We start from the raw sequence: 14,534 nt of genomic DNA, 5'->3' as shown, positions 1-14,534 counted from the left end.
TGCTTAACTATAGTACATTTTTACTTTGATATCTTGATTATAATTTCCAAAATCCTTACCAAATAATGTGCAACCTCCGATATTTTCAGCATCGTTTTTGACCTCAATGCGTAATTGCCAAGTATCTGTTCGTTCATCAATATCAGATAATTTCACAGCGGAAAGCGGCTCACCTTCCATATAGGTACCATGATTCATGATGCGAATCGTTTTTAGCAAGCCATATTGATTAAGATTATCAGGATACCAATCTGGAGTATACTTGCCCCGTATGTCCGCAAAGTCACCTGGACTTGTCCATGTTCCGAGCTCAATACCATTCAAAGAAAAAGTGATATCAGAAGGCCAATTGTCATTAGAAAAAGGAAACTCAGAAGAAATCTCCATAGAAAGTTCGATCATTTCTAATTTTTGATCTGAAGTCAAAAAATTAGGTGTTTGATATTCTAAATAGCCTTTAGTAAACCACAAAATTTGAGCTTCCATTCGGCTAGGATCCATAAAATATTTAGGTTCGTCCACTTTTCCAATAAAATGAGTCCCCGTTGCTAGCCCACAAGTTGGTTCAACCGAGTAATTCGTATAATGACCAACAGGAATCGTTGTTTCTAATGTATCAAATGCATTAAAGATTTTTTCAGGAAAGTGAATTTCAATATTATCGACGCGTAGGCTTGAAATCTTTTGTTGGCCTATTTTTTCAGTTTTGATGATATTCGCATCTTCTAGTTTTTTTATATGCATAGTGACGATTGCACTACTTAATCCGAGCTCGTGTGCAATTTCTTTGATATTCATTTTTTGTTTGGCGAGTAGTTTGATGATCCTGATACGGACAGAACTAGCCAGTGCTTCATAAACGGGTAATGCTTCTTCAGAAATCTCCAGTTGCATAGTAACCACCACCATTATATATTTATATATATATTAACATATACGCTAATACGTGTAAACAGGTAAACTTATCATTACTTATTATTAACATATTTATTAAGTTATTAAGTGTTATTTATAGTTATAATTAACAATAATATTGTTGACAGCGATTTCAAAATGAATTATTATTTGTTTGTAAATAAATAGTGAGGTGATTAAATGGAAAGCAAATTAATAATTTCGAAGAGATTTGAGATTTCTGAAATTGATCCACGTATCTATGGTTCTTTTATTGAACATATGGGAAGGGCAGTTTATGAAGGAATCTATCAGCCCGGACATCCCAGTGCAAATGAACAGGGATTTCGTCAGGATGTCATCGAATTAGTGAAAGAGTTGAATATTCCTTTGATTCGTTATCCAGGAGGAAACTTTCTTTCTGGTTATAACTGGGAAGATGGTGTTGGACCGAAAGAACAGCGGCCTAAAAGACTTGATTTAGCTTGGCGTTCTTTAGAAACAAATGAAGTAGGGATGCATGAATTTGCTAACTGGATTGAATTAATTGATTCCCAAATCAATATGGCTGTTAATCTGGGAACAAGAGGGATCGATGAGGCAAGAAATCTTGTAGAATATTGTAATTTTGAAGGCGGTACCTATTGGAGTGAACAGCGTAAACAACATGGACAAGAGAAACCTTTTGGAATCAAAACGTGGTGCTTAGGTAATGAAATGGATGGACCATGGCAAATTGGGCACAAAACTGCTGATGAGTATGGACGTTTGGCTGAAGAAGCTGGAAAAGCAATGAAATTGGTAGACGACTCGATCGAGCTTGTTTTGTGTGGCAGTTCCAGTAGTCACATGCCGACTTTTGGTGACTGGGAATTAACTGTTTTGGATCATGCATATGACCAAATCGACTACTTGTCACTCCACCAATATTACGGTAATCCAGATGATGATTTGGAAAATTATCTTGCTCGTTCACTGGATATGGAGGAATTTATTCAAGGTGTTGTTGCCATATGTGATTCAGTAAAAGCGAAAAAGCATAGCAAAAAGCAAATTAATCTATCGTTTGACGAGTGGAACATTTGGTATCACTCGAATGAGCACGATGAACAAGTAAAACCTTGGCAAGTAGCGCCGCCCTTATTAGAAGATCATTATAATTTTGAAGATGCGTTATTATTAGGTTGTTTACTTATTACATTGTTAAAGCATTCTGATCGAGTAAAAATTGCCTGTCTTGCTCAATTAGTCAATGTTATTGCACCAATCATGACAGAAGCTGAAGGAAAAGCATGGCGACAAACCATTTTTTATCCATTTATGCATGTATCGAATTATGGACGCGGAACTGTTTTGACTCCAATTATTGATGCACCAACATATAAAACGAAAGACTTTGATGCTGTACCATATTTAGAAACGATTGCAGTTTTAAATAAAGAAAAAAATGAAGTCATTATCTTTGCTGTAAACAGAGGCAAAGAAACGATGAAATTCTCCGTTGAAACAACAGATTTTGCGATTAAGAAAATCATTGAGTTTACAGAGATGACAGATTTTGACATCAAAGAAACCAATACAGCTGACAAAGAACGGGTCAAACCAAAATACTCTGACCGTTATGAAGTAACCGATGGAGGTCTATCGATCGAACTTGCGCCACTTTCATGGAATATGATTCGTTGTGAATTATAAAAGGGAGGCATTAAGATGAATTTAAAGAAATGGATTCGTTTAAGCATTATCACGTTATCAGCTAGCTTATTGCTAGCTGGTTGCGGAAAAAAAGAAGACCCGAATACAATCGTTTTTTGGAACCCTTTAACAGGGGACGACGGGGCTTATATGGATAATATGGTCAAAGCTTATAATAAAACAGAGCCAGAATTTCCTGTGAAGTCAGTGGTCACATCGGATATGTATACAAAAATTTATACCGTATTGAATTCAAAAAAAGATGTTCCAGATTTAACATTGATTCACGCAGATCGTGTACCTGGTTTTGTTAAAGCGGATATGTTAGAGCCAATGACTAAAGTCCTAAAAGACAAAAAGGAAATCAAAGAGTCTAACTACCTACCTCAAGCTTGGTCTGCTGGAGAAGTAGAAAATGTTCAATACACTGTGCCTTTAGATATCCACTCGAGTGCGATGTATTATAACAAAGATCTATTAAAAAAATATGGTGTCGAACATTTTTTAGATGACGATGTCGTAACCTTTGATGAAATGATGTCCTTAAAAGGCAAGCTAGACGAAGGGGACTATCTAGTAAATAATGCCTTGCTTTCTTGGGTAATTTTAGCCGAAGTGATTAATTTAAATGGTGATATTCAAAAAGATGGCCAACCAGCAGTGAATACTCCTGAAATGAAACAAGCACTTGAATCAATCAAAAAAATTGTAGAAGCTGGACTTATGACACCGAACGGAGAAGATGGATACTTAATGTTTCAATCAGGGAATGTATTGTTTTCAACTGATGGGACTTGGACATCGACGGCCCATGATGAAGTGGATGGTTTAAATTATGGTGTAACCAATATCTATGCCTATTCACCTGACAAATTTACAAATCGGGCATCCTCTCATATGTTTTCTATGCTTAAAAATGAAGCGAGAACAGATGAAAAAGAAAAAGGCGTCGCAGAATTTTTAGAATATGTTCGTGAGAATTCGATTGAATGGGCTAAAGCGGGACAAATCGTAGCGAGTAAAGAAGTAGTTGAGAGCCCAGAGTTTAAGGATTATAAACAGTCTTACTTTACTTCAAATGAAAAAGAATTAGATTCGCTGCATATTTTCACTTATGAGTATTATCCTTATATCCAAGAGGCGCTTGATACGTATGGGTTGGATATTATTTATGGCGATACTAGTATTGAAGAAGGCTTGGCGACTATGCAGAAATTTGTAGAAGATAAAATCGCAGAAGGAGACAACGGCGGATAAAAGTAAACAATAAATAGACTGATTAAAAACTTGTGCCAAACTATGTAGAAAAAAGCAGCTCTTGATAGATTAATATTTTTTAAGAGTTGCTTTTTGATCTTTTCTCCAAGAAAGGAGTATTTTTACTATGAAGAAAAAGGCAAATCTAAAGCCAATCTTATATATAGGGCCACATTTGTTATTATTCATTGTTTTTATTTGTCTGCCAACAGTTTACGGTATTTATGCATCATTTACAAAATGGAATTTGATTGGTGAACCGCAGTGGGTTGGGTTAGATAACTACAAAACACTTTTATTCGATCGTTCATCGACCTTCCATTTTCAATTTACAAATGGACTGAAAAATACGTTGCTGTATGTTGTTTTGATGGTCCCCTTGTTAATTGTCATTCCTTTACTGATTTCTGTTGCTTTAGAAAATAAAAAAATTCGATTTAAAAGCGTGTTTCAAGGGATTCTGTATATCCCTGGACTTGTTTCGATTTCAGCTGCAGCGTTGATTTGGTCGTTGATGTTTCATTCTAAGTTGGGAATTGCGAATAATTTATTTGGTTTGAATATTTCGTGGGCATCTCAGCAACCTTTTGCGTGGTTTTTGGTTATTATTGTTAGTTTATGGGGCGGGATTGGGGGAAATATGATTATTTATCGAGCGGCAATTGCCGGGATTTCTCCAGATTTGTATGAATCTGCTGAGATCGATGGTGCTAGTTCTTTTCGAAAATTTTTGAATATTACCTTGCCTTCGATCAAATTTCCGTTGATTTATACGTTAGTGATGACGACAGCTGGCTGTTTTAATGTATTTGCGCAACCGTTGATGATGACAAAAGGAGGTCCGAAACAAAGCACGCATGTCTTGATGATGTATATTCGAACGCTTGCATTTGGACATGGGGAATCGATTGCTGGTATGGCTTCTGCGATGGCTGTACTTTTAGGACTGATTATTTTAGTTATTTCTGGTTTCCAATATTATGTCATGAACAAAAATACGGATTAGGAGGAACAAGGAATGAAAAAAAATGGAGCAATTAGCAAATGGCTTGCCTATATATTTTTAAGCGTTCTTTGTGTGATCTGGATCGTACCGATCATTTTTGGGTTGATGACGTCGTTTCGTTCTCAAAGCGAGGTAGTTTCTTCTGGTTTTCGTTTATTGCCAGTGGATTGGATCGTTGATAACTACATAGCGATTTTAGAAAATACATCCACCGCACCGATTCTACAATGGTTAGTCAATTCACTTTTTATTGCTGTCAGCCATACGATTTTAGTGGTGATGGTTGTTTCTTTGACTGCTTACGGATATTCTAGACTGCGATTTAAATATCGAGATCAGCTATTTTTTTTGCTACTAGGAATCTCAATGTTTCCAGGGGTTGTGAATCTGATTCCTTCTTATAAAATCATCGAGACGTTTGGTTGGGTCAATTCGCCTTTAGCGATGATTATTCCTGGTCTTGCTGGAATGGGAAATATTTTTTTAGTTCGACAATTCATGAAAGGGATTCCAAAAGAATTTGATGAGTCTGCACGGGTCGATGGAGCAGGTGAATTTACGATTTATTCTCGTATCATTTTGCCGATGATCAAACCTGTATTGATTGTGACAGGGCTCTTTTCTTTCACGGGTTCTTGGAATGATTTTTTATGGCCGGTAATTGTTTATAGTGATGTTGAAAAAATGCCGATTACCGCAGGATTACTGCTATTACAGGATATTTATGGGAATTATCGCATGATCGGGCAACTGATGGGTTCAGCATTTTTAGCGATTATTCCGACGATGCTACTGTTTTTATTTGCTCAAAAGTATTTTGTACAGTCTATGAATTTAAATGCAGGTGTGAAGGGCTAGGTGACAGCTTGAATGAAAAGAAATACAGAGAAAATCTTATTGTACTGTGGTGGAATTTGGAATATTGTTACAGCTAGTTTCACGATTCTTGGTTATTCTTCTTGGTTTAAAAAAACAGGAATTGAAGCTTTAGAAAAAAATCGTCAGTTGAACTATGTAAATAGTACGATGGTAGATTCTATTACCAAAGTCATAATGATCTTTGGGCTATTTACGTTAGGAGTGGGGATCATTAATCTTTTCGTGGCTAAAAGCTTAAAAGCGAATCAGATTGATAGAAAGGTGATGATTTGGTTATGGTTCGTGACAGGGATTCAATTGTTATCGTTTGACTTGATTGGACTTGTTTTCTATTTAGTTGCAAGTGTTTTGTATTGTTCAAAAAACAAAGCAATTCGTATGATAATGCAACAAACAGACACGAATTTTATACGAGTAAGCGAATAATAGTGAAAAACCAGGTATTGACTAAAAATGAAAGAAGGAAATGAAATGAAAAAATGGATGATCGGTGTTCTTTTTTCTGTATTGAGCGGGTTTGTTTTAGGAGGTTGGAACGTGAGTGAAGCAAAAGCACAAGAGTGGCAAACGCATACAGCTAATAGAGTATCTGTCCACGATCCATCAATTACTTCTGTTATCAAAGATGGTAAGGAAACATTTTATATTTTTGGTAGTCATTTAGCTCAAGCAAAAACAACTGATTTTCAAACTTGGAACGTTCCTTTTACAACTGAGTATGAAAATCCTAGCAATAATCTAATGTTAGGAAATTTAAAAGAAAATTTGAAAGAGTCATTCAATTGGGCTGGTTATGACGATGGAAATTCAAAAGGCGGTTATGCAATTTGGGCACCGGATGTGATTTGGAACGAGAAATATGAATGGTCGAATGGTGAAAAAGGTGCTTATATGTACTATTATTCGACGTCTTCAACATGGCGTCGTTCGTGTATAGGATATGCTGTTTCTAAAACAATTGAAGGACCATACTCTTATGGCAATACGATTGTTTATTCCGGGTTTACTGAAAAAGATTCCACCGATGGCAGTACTCGAAATACCAATTATCAAAATACCAACGTCAGCCAGTTAATTAAAAACGGTAAAGTCTCTGGATTTAGTCAAAATTGGCGCAAAGATAATGGCCTAACTTATAATACTAACTATGCGCCAAATGCGATCGATCCAGCTCTTTTTCATGATCAAAGCGGTAAATTATGGATGACATATGGCTCTTGGTCAGGTGGTATATTTCTGTTAGAGATCGATCAAAAAACAGGCAACCCGATTTACCCTGGCAAAGATTCTGTTAAAACATCTGGTCAACCGATCGATCGTTATTTTGGCGTGAAATTAGCAGGTGGGTACCATCAATCTGGTGAAGGTCCTTTCATCGTATATGATCGTTCAGTGGGGTATTATTATTTGTTTGAAACCTACGGCGGGTTATTTGCCGACGGCGGCTACAATATGCGCTTGTTCCGTTCTAAAAATCCTGATGGTCCATATGTTGATGTAAAGGGAAATACGCCACTATTTGATAAAGACTCGATCAATAGTGATTATGGTGTAAAAGTGATGGGGAATTATCAGTTTGAACAAATGCAGACTGCCTATAAAGCTCAAGGGCATAATTCAGCGATCATCAGTCAAAATGGTCAATGGTATTTAGCGTTTCATACTAGATTCAATACAGGAATGGAAAATCATGAAGTGAGGATTCATACGATGTATATGAATGAAGCTGGTTGGCCAGTTGCTACACCTTACGAATATCGTAAAGGTGAATCTAGAACGGTTGCTTCGTCTGAAATTACTGGAACTTATCAGTTTATTCAACATGGAACAGATAACGGTACGACTACTTTACCAACAAAGACGATTCAATTAACTGTTGATGGAAAAATAAAAGGTGCTGTTAACGGAACTTGGAAGCAAACTACAGCAAGATCTGGTATTGATTTCGTCATTAATGGAGTAACCTATACAGGTATTTTGACCAAACAAAATAATGAAGCAGCAAATGCTGAGATCGTTGTGACTTTTTCAGCAATTGGCAATAACAATGAAACGATTTGGGGTAGCAAAAAATGAGTAAAATACAAAGGATGAGATAGATGAAAATTATTATGACACCCAATAAATCAGGCACTAAAATCAGTAAATATATTTATGGTCATTTTGCAGAGCATTTAGGACGCTGTATTTATGAGGGAATTTGGGTAGGAGAAAATTCGCCTATTCCAAATAAGAACGGTATCAGGACGGATGTCGTTGATGCCTTAAAAAATATTTGTGTACCCGTTTTACGTTGGCCGGGTGGGTGCTTTGCTGATGAATATCACTGGAAAGATGGAATTGGTCCCAAAGAAAAAAGAAAAAAAATGGTCAATACACATTGGGGCGGTTTGACTGAAAACAATCATTTTGGCACACATGAATTTTTTGAGTTGGTCTCACAATTAGGCTGTGAAGCATATATTAATGGCAATGTGGGAAGTGGCACGGTTCAAGAAATGCAGGAATGGGTCGAATACATGACGATGAATGGTGAATCACCTATGGCCAATTTAAGAAAAGAAAACCATAAGGTAGATCCGTGGAAAGTAGCATTTTTCGGTGTAGGAAATGAAAGCTGGGGCTGTGGTGGAAATATGCGTCCTGAATATTATGCTGATTTGTATCGTCGCTATCAAACCTACGTCAGACAATATGGCAAAGACAAAATCTATAAAATTGCTTGTGGTCCTAATATTGATGATTACAATTGGATGGAGCAGGTAATGAATAGTGCTGCACCGTTTATGGACGGAATCAGTTTGCATCATTATGCTTTAACAGGGGCTTGGGAAGACAAAGGTCCAGCACTGAATTTTCCAGAAGAACAATGGTGGTCGTTGATTGCTAGTGCGCAAAAGATGGATGAATTGATCACTAAACATAGCACGATTATGGATAAATATGATCCTGACAAACGAATTGGTTTGATCGTTGACGAATGGGGTTCGTGGTTGTCGGTAGAGCCAGGGACCAATCCCGGATTTCTTTATCAGCAAAATACTATCAGAGATGCAATGGTTGCAGCAGTAACATTGAATATTTTCCATAAACATGCTGACCGAGTGCACATGGCTAATATCGCACAAACTGTCAATGTGCTCCAAGCAATGTTATTAACAGACGGAGAGCAAATGGTCAAGACACCTACTTATCATGTGTTTGATTTGTATAAAAATCATCAAGATGGGGAATTGATCGATAGTTATGGAGATGAAAATGATACAATCTCTTATACAATTTCTAAAAAAGAGGAGAAAGTGACGATTTCTATCTGTCATTTTTCATTAACAGCATCGAAAGAACTTTCTTTTGATGGAGATAATGATTTAACACTGGTTGATGCAAACTATATTACAGCAGAATCAATGGATGCGCACAATGATTTCACTCACCCAGAAACGATTTCGATTAAGCCATTCAAGGAACTTTCTATACTCAATGGAACGCTTAACGTGATAATTCCGCCGATGTCTGTTGTTTCGATTGTAGTTGAGTAGCTGATGAGTTGTATTGGTTGTGAAATCAAAGAATCTACCACTAATTTAGATGTACAACAGTTGATTGAGGAACAGTTACTTCTTGAAACAAATGTCGTCAAAGAACAAGTCAAAATAAAACGAATAAAGTTGTGTGAGACATGTCCTTTTAGAGTTGCTCACACTTGTTCCAAATGCGGTTGTTTTTTTGAATTTCGAGCTAGTTTAGCAGTTAAAAAATGTCCAGTTGGTCATTGGTGACAGAAGACGAATCGATTGACTAAAAGGAACAAGCTGAAAAATGATTGAGACATCATTTTTCAGCTTGTTTAGTGTTTAGCGGTAATACATTTTTACTTTGATATCTTGATCGTGATTACCAAACTCACGGCCAAATAATGTGCAGCCGCCCATATTATCTGCATCCTCTTTCACTTCGATTTTCAATTTCCACGTATCCATTTCACTTTTAATATCGGCTATCGTAACGTCTGATAAAATATTGCTGTCCACATTTGTTCCGTGATGCGTAATTCGGATCGTTTTAAGTAAACCATATTGATTGAGATGATCTTCCCACCAATCAGGTGTTAATTTCCCTCTAGCATCGTAGAAATCCCCTGGACTAGTCCAAGTGCCTAATTCAATATCATTTAAAGTGAACGTGATATCAGACGGCCATTCATTATTTGCAAAAGGAAATTCAGAAGAAATCTCAAAAGAAATTTCCAACATTTCTAGCGTGTCTTCAGCTTGCAGAAAATTAGTAATCTGATATTCAACAAAGCCTTCGGTAAACCATAATATTTTAGCGTTCATTCTTTCTGGGGCCATAAAATATTTTGGCTCATCAAAAATACCAATACGGTGCGTTTCTGTAGCTAAGCCACATGTTGGTTTGACTTGGTAGTTTGTATATAAACCAACAGGAATCGACGTTTCATAGGTATCAAATGCATGAAAGATTTTTTCTGGAAAACTGATTTCGATAGTGTCGACTTTTAAACTAGAAATTTTTTGCTGACCAACTCGTTCTGTTCTGATCAAATGGGCTTCTTCAAGCTTATTGATGTGCATTGTCACGATAGCGCTGCTTAAGTTCAGTTCTTTAGCTAATTCCTTGTTGTTCATTTTTTTCTCCGATAGTAGCCGAATGATATGTAGTCTTACTGAACTTGCTAAAGCTTCATAGGTTAATAAAGATTGATCTGAAATATCTAGTTGCATATGCTCCCACCTATTCATAGTTTTATTTACGTCCATCGTATCATCTGAGGTATATTTTGTAAACGTTTAATATAAATGTTAATCGATGGTTTTAATTTATAATATAATTCGTATAATTGTTATTGACAGCGTTTGCAATTAGGTATATTATTTAGTTGTAAATGAAATGAAGGAGGTTTAATCAGGTTTTGGTTAATGATTTTGGCTAAGATTTTACTACTAAATTAACTAGGGAGAGAAAAAAGATGAAAGCATGGAAGAAAATTTTAGGAGCGTCACTTGTGTTAGGTTGCAGTCTATTATTGTTAAGTGCTTGCGGAGGAGGCAATGAAAAAAAAGCTTCTGAGTCAGCTGACGGCAAAACAAAATTGACCTTTTGGAATGGTTTTACAGCATCTGATGGAGAGATACTACAAAGTATTGTTAACGATTTCAATAAGAAAAATGATAAAGGTATCACAATTGAAATGGATGTCATGACTTGGGCGAACTTAAATGAAAAGCTTCCACCTGCGATTTCTTCTAAGACAGGCCCTGATTTTATGTTGCTGAATTATGGAGACTTTGCTCAATATGTTAAGAATGGTGCCGTTCAACCATTAGATGATTTTTGGGACTACAAAGGAGTCGACAAATCTGATTTCACAAAAACTGCTTTGGAATTAGGAACAGTGGATGAACAACAATATTATATTCCAATGCAAGTTCAAGGGATGTATACCTATTGGAACAAAGATTTATTTAAAGCTGCTGGCTTAGATGAAAATAAACCACCGAAAACTTGGGATGAGCTAACTGAAATGGCACCAAAATTAACAGATGCGTCTAAAAATGTTTCTGGGTTTGTTTTTAACAAAGATGGTACCGCACCATTGTATAACTGGGTTTTAGCGAATGGTGGGAAATTAGTGAACGATGATTATACAAAGTCGGAATTTGCCTCACCTGAAACGTTAGAAGTACTGAAAAAAATCCAAACAATGATTCATACGGATAAAACTGGTCCAGAATCCATTTCTGGTGCTGAAATGGATAATTTGATGAACGCTGGGCAATTAGCAATCGAGTTAAATGGTCCATGGTTAAACAATGGCTTGAAGAAAAATGAAATCAATTATGGTGTCACAACGATTCCACAACTTATTGCTGGAAAAAATGAACATGCAATTTTAGATGGTGTAGGATTTGGTATTCCAGCCAGCACAGATGATTCGAAAAAAGAAGCTATCTATGAATTTATTAAATATTGGAATACAACAGAAATTGGTAAGAAATGGAGTATTGAAAATGGCTTTCCGCCATACTTGAAATCCGTTAGTGAAGACGCTGAAGTCAAAGCAGATCCAATTGTCTCAGAACTAGGGAAACAAATAGAATTTGCTAAACCATTCTTACCGGGATTCGATCAACTACCTTCGATCAACAACGATATTATGAATCCATTGATCGAAAAATTATTAGCTGGTGATGATCCTGAAAAACTAATGAAAGACGCTGACAAAGCAATCAATGACATGTTAACTAACAAATAAGTAAGACGGATGAAAACACACTCATTAAAGAGTAAAAAATGAGTGTGTTTTCGCTTGATTGTTTCACTACATACTCGCAAAAAAGGGGATGGAAAACAGATGAAGAACTATAGGACATCACTTTCAACTTATTGGAATAAACCAAGTCGAGCGGGGTATCTTTTTCTCGCACCATCAATTTTGGTTTTGCTGTTTTTTACAGTGATTCCGTTGATTGGGACATTTGCACTCAGTTTCTTTAAAATCAATATATTCTTTACGAATACTACGTTTACTGGTTTTGACAATTTTCTCCGGGTATTTCAAGATGAACGAGCGGTTCGATCGTTGATCCATACATTGTATTTTACGTTACTAGAAACACCGGCTCAGATTATTGTAGGCTTGCTATTTGCAGTTTTATTATCTAAAAACACAAGATTTAATCGTTTTTGTCGATCAACTTTTTATATTCCCGTTATTTGTTCGTTGACATCGATTGCCATTATTTTTTCAATGCTGTTAGATCCAAATATTGGTGCGATTCCTTACGTACTTTCTCAACTAGGCATGCCGATCCCTCAATTTTTTAGAGATCCAACGCTTGCAATGCCTACAGTCGCTTTTATGACGGTTTGGAAAAACTTTGGAGTGACTATGACGATTCTCTTAACAAGCATTCAAGGGATTTCACCTTCATTATATGAATCGGCTGAAATGGATGGGGCAACTAAAAAAGAGCAATTTTTTAATATTACGTTGCCGCAAATCGTGCCTTCATTAGGCTTTTGTATTTTGACTAATTTGATTGGTTCAATGCAAGTCTTTGACCAAGTTTATGTAGCAACAGGCGGTGGTCCACAGTTTAAAACAGAAACAGCCGTACAATATATCTACAGCCGAGGATTTTCTGCACCGTATGAGTTAGGTTATGCTTCCTCATTATCTTCCGTGTTGTTTGTATTAGTGGCAGTTATTGCTATTACAGCTAATGTTTACATGACAAGAAAAGAACGCCAAATGAAATAGGAGATGAAAAAAATGACAGAACTTGTAGAGCATTCAGCAACACTTGATAGAAGTCCTGCAAATAAAGACAAAAGGTCGCTGAAGAAAAAGGATAAAACCTCTATTTTTACTAAAATCGCAATGACGATCATTTTAGTGATTATTGCCTTTCCTTTTATTTGGTTAGTTATTTCATCATTTAAATATGAAAAAGATATTATCTCTTTTCCACCTAAAATTCTTGCGGATAAGTATACCTTTGAAAACTATATTAAAGTGTGGTCAACGATTCCTTTACTAGACTATATCAAAAATACCGTTATATTTTCAGGCGGAGTTGTGTTGACGTCAGTTTTCTTTGACTCACTAGCTGGCTATGCATTTGCCAGAATGAATTTCAAAGGAAAATCAGTTTTCTTCTATTTTGTGTTACTAACAATGATGATCCCTTTTCAAGTCTTTATGATTCCGTTGTTTATTGAAATCAATAAATTAGGCCTGCTTGATACGTACGCTGGGTTGATCATTCCAAAAATGACGAGTGCATTTGGAATATTCATGATGCGATCATTTTTTGTAACATTACCAAAGGATCTAGAAGAAGCCGCTCGGGTGGATGGACTCAATGAATTTAAAATATTTTTAAAGATAATGTTGCCGTTAAGCAAACCAACAATGTTGTCCCTGGCGATTTTTACCTTGATGAATAGTTGGAATGATTTATTGTATCCACTTATTTTAACAAGCAGCTCTAAGATGAGAACGCTACCAGCTGGTTTGGCCTTATTTACTGGACAAAATATTTCCTTTTATGGCCCAGTTATGGCGGGAACAGTTATTTCGATGTTGCCGCTGCTGATCATTTACATGTTTGCTCAAAAGTACTTTGTTCAAAGCACGGCGATGTCTGGAATGAAAGAATAGGGGGAAGAAAATGAAACTGATCAATAGTCGATTTTATGGCGCAATGATGGTGATTACGGATTACCTATTGTTAGGGTTATTGTGGCTGATTTGTTCATTTCCGTTGATTACTATTTACGGGGCATCTGTTTCAATGATTTATGTGGTGGATCAATGGCATAAAGGGGAAACTGGTATTATCCTGCATCTGTTTTTTACTAAATTCAAAGAAAAGTTCATTCGCAGAATCCTTATTTCCGGCTTGTTTTTGCTTAGTTTCAGTGTGATCTATTTTGATTTTTCACTATTATCTACTCTATTTTCGGATGATAAACCAATCGTTGTTGGGTTGATTGTAACTAGTTTGATAGTGGGGTTACTTTTTATAAATATGACTTTTATCGATGGTATAACAAAGGGATTAAACTTCGTTGAGTTATTCAAAGCAACAGTGCTCAGTTTATGTACAAATTTTCTTTTAGATATGCTCATTCTAGTACTAGTTTTAATCAATGGTTTTCTAGTGTTTCTATTGCCAGTCACTGTTTTTTTTACACCGATCATCTCGGCAATAGGAATCTATAAAATAAGTTGCAAAAAGAAAATGTTCATTCACATAAGGCGAAATTGAAGGAG

At 36.1% G+C, this 14,534-nt stretch carries 14 protein-coding genes; 12 read left to right on the top strand and 2 right to left on the bottom strand.

All coding sequences use genetic code 11. The annotated features are described in order from the left end of the window. Positions 1–3 precede the first annotated feature (3 nt). Positions 4–894, bottom strand: coding sequence for an ArsR/SmtB family transcription factor (locus BCR21_RS11315; protein WP_069646570.1), 891 nt, complete (start codon positions 892–894; stop codon positions 4–6). Positions 895–1,095: 201 nt separating this feature from the next. On the opposite strand from BCR21_RS11315, the gene arfA reads away from it, so the two are divergent. The 8 genes from arfA (at position 1,096) to BCR21_RS17205 (ending at position 9,510) form a co-directional block, all read left to right on the top strand. Beyond that, on the top strand, positions 1,096–2,589 hold the full coding sequence (gene arfA, locus BCR21_RS11310) for an arabinosylfuranosidase ArfA (protein WP_069646569.1): 1,494 nt from the start codon (positions 1,096–1,098) through the stop codon (positions 2,587–2,589). Between the two features lie 15 nt (positions 2,590–2,604). Further along, on the top strand, positions 2,605–3,846 hold the full coding sequence (locus BCR21_RS11305) for an extracellular solute-binding protein (protein WP_069646568.1): 1,242 nt from the start codon (positions 2,605–2,607) through the stop codon (positions 3,844–3,846). Between the two features lie 127 nt (positions 3,847–3,973). Beyond that, positions 3,974–4,852, top strand: coding sequence for a carbohydrate ABC transporter permease (locus BCR21_RS11300; RefSeq protein ID WP_069646567.1), 879 nt, complete (start codon positions 3,974–3,976; stop codon positions 4,850–4,852). A gap of 12 nt (positions 4,853–4,864) precedes the next feature. Then, positions 4,865–5,710 (top strand): carbohydrate ABC transporter permease, encoded by an 846-nt coding sequence (locus BCR21_RS11295; RefSeq protein WP_069646566.1) that lies wholly within the window; start codon positions 4,865–4,867, stop codon positions 5,708–5,710. Between the two features lie 12 nt (positions 5,711–5,722). After that, complete coding sequence (locus BCR21_RS11290) at positions 5,723–6,157, top strand: DUF4064 domain-containing protein (protein WP_069646565.1); 435 nt, start codon at positions 5,723–5,725, stop codon at positions 6,155–6,157. 45 nt (positions 6,158–6,202) lie between these two features. Further along, positions 6,203–7,807: a glycoside hydrolase family 43 protein gene (locus BCR21_RS11285; protein WP_069646564.1), complete on the top strand. Its 1,605-nt coding sequence runs from the start codon at positions 6,203–6,205 to the stop codon at positions 7,805–7,807. A 23-nt stretch (positions 7,808–7,830) separates the two neighbouring features. Then, the gene (locus BCR21_RS11280; protein ID WP_069646563.1) at positions 7,831–9,270 is read left to right on the top strand and encodes an alpha-N-arabinofuranosidase; all 1,440 of its coding nucleotides are present in this window, start codon (positions 7,831–7,833) and stop codon (positions 9,268–9,270) included. A gap of 3 nt (positions 9,271–9,273) precedes the next feature. Then, entirely contained in the window at positions 9,274–9,510 is a 237-nt protein-coding gene (locus BCR21_RS17205) for a DUF6171 family protein (RefSeq protein ID WP_069646562.1), read from the top strand. A gap of 75 nt (positions 9,511–9,585) precedes the next feature. Here the strand turns inward: BCR21_RS17205 and BCR21_RS11270 are convergent, their stop codons facing one another. Next, positions 9,586–10,476, bottom strand: coding sequence for an ArsR/SmtB family transcription factor (locus tag BCR21_RS11270; protein WP_069646561.1), 891 nt, complete (start codon positions 10,474–10,476; stop codon positions 9,586–9,588). 245 nt (positions 10,477–10,721) lie between these two features. Between BCR21_RS11270 and BCR21_RS11265 the strand changes: the two genes are divergently transcribed. The 4 genes from BCR21_RS11265 (at position 10,722) to BCR21_RS11250 (ending at position 14,529) form a co-directional block, all read left to right on the top strand. Further along, positions 10,722–12,008, top strand: coding sequence for an ABC transporter substrate-binding protein (locus BCR21_RS11265; protein WP_069646560.1), 1,287 nt, complete (start codon positions 10,722–10,724; stop codon positions 12,006–12,008). A gap of 99 nt (positions 12,009–12,107) precedes the next feature. Next, the gene (locus BCR21_RS11260; protein ID WP_069646818.1) at positions 12,108–13,016 is read left to right on the top strand and encodes a carbohydrate ABC transporter permease; all 909 of its coding nucleotides are present in this window, start codon (positions 12,108–12,110) and stop codon (positions 13,014–13,016) included. Positions 13,017–13,028: 12 nt separating this feature from the next. Next, positions 13,029–13,919: a carbohydrate ABC transporter permease gene (locus tag BCR21_RS11255; RefSeq protein WP_139125654.1), complete on the top strand. Its 891-nt coding sequence runs from the start codon at positions 13,029–13,031 to the stop codon at positions 13,917–13,919. Between the two features lie 10 nt (positions 13,920–13,929). Beyond that, positions 13,930–14,529 carry a DUF624 domain-containing protein gene (locus BCR21_RS11250; RefSeq protein WP_069646559.1) on the top strand — a complete coding sequence of 200 codons (600 nt, stop codon included), beginning with the start codon at positions 13,930–13,932 and terminating at the stop codon, positions 14,527–14,529. The last annotated feature ends 5 nt before the right edge of the window (positions 14,530–14,534 follow it).

The sequence above is a fragment of the Enterococcus ureasiticus genome (assembly GCF_001730285.1).
GTDB lineage: Bacteria > Bacillota > Bacilli > Lactobacillales > Enterococcaceae > Enterococcus_L > Enterococcus_L ureasiticus.
This window is presented reverse-complemented; position numbering and strand designations above follow the sequence as displayed.

Excerpts from the sequence above, each read along its gene's own strand:
- BCR21_RS11315 (WP_069646570.1), bottom strand. The coding sequence starts at position 894 with ATGCAACTGGAGATTTCTGAAGAAGCATTACCCGTTTATGAAGCACTG.
- arfA (WP_069646569.1), top strand. The coding sequence starts at position 1,096 with ATGGAAAGCAAATTAATAATTTCGAAGAGATTTGAGATTTCTGAAATT.
- BCR21_RS11305 (WP_069646568.1), top strand. The coding sequence starts at position 2,605 with ATGAATTTAAAGAAATGGATTCGTTTAAGCATTATCACGTTATCAGCT.
- BCR21_RS11300 (WP_069646567.1), top strand. The coding sequence starts at position 3,974 with ATGAAGAAAAAGGCAAATCTAAAGCCAATCTTATATATAGGGCCACAT.
- BCR21_RS11295 (WP_069646566.1), top strand. The coding sequence starts at position 4,865 with ATGAAAAAAAATGGAGCAATTAGCAAATGGCTTGCCTATATATTTTTA.
- BCR21_RS11290 (WP_069646565.1), top strand. The coding sequence starts at position 5,723 with ATGAAAAGAAATACAGAGAAAATCTTATTGTACTGTGGTGGAATTTGG.
- BCR21_RS11285 (WP_069646564.1), top strand. The coding sequence starts at position 6,203 with ATGAAAAAATGGATGATCGGTGTTCTTTTTTCTGTATTGAGCGGGTTT.
- BCR21_RS11280 (WP_069646563.1), top strand. The coding sequence starts at position 7,831 with ATGAAAATTATTATGACACCCAATAAATCAGGCACTAAAATCAGTAAA.
- BCR21_RS17205 (WP_069646562.1), top strand. The coding sequence starts at position 9,274 with ATGAGTTGTATTGGTTGTGAAATCAAAGAATCTACCACTAATTTAGAT.
- BCR21_RS11270 (WP_069646561.1), bottom strand. The coding sequence starts at position 10,476 with ATGCAACTAGATATTTCAGATCAATCTTTATTAACCTATGAAGCTTTA.
- BCR21_RS11265 (WP_069646560.1), top strand. The coding sequence starts at position 10,722 with ATGAAAGCATGGAAGAAAATTTTAGGAGCGTCACTTGTGTTAGGTTGC.
- BCR21_RS11260 (WP_069646818.1), top strand. The coding sequence starts at position 12,108 with ATGAAGAACTATAGGACATCACTTTCAACTTATTGGAATAAACCAAGT.
- BCR21_RS11255 (WP_139125654.1), top strand. The coding sequence starts at position 13,029 with ATGACAGAACTTGTAGAGCATTCAGCAACACTTGATAGAAGTCCTGCA.
- BCR21_RS11250 (WP_069646559.1), top strand. The coding sequence starts at position 13,930 with ATGAAACTGATCAATAGTCGATTTTATGGCGCAATGATGGTGATTACG.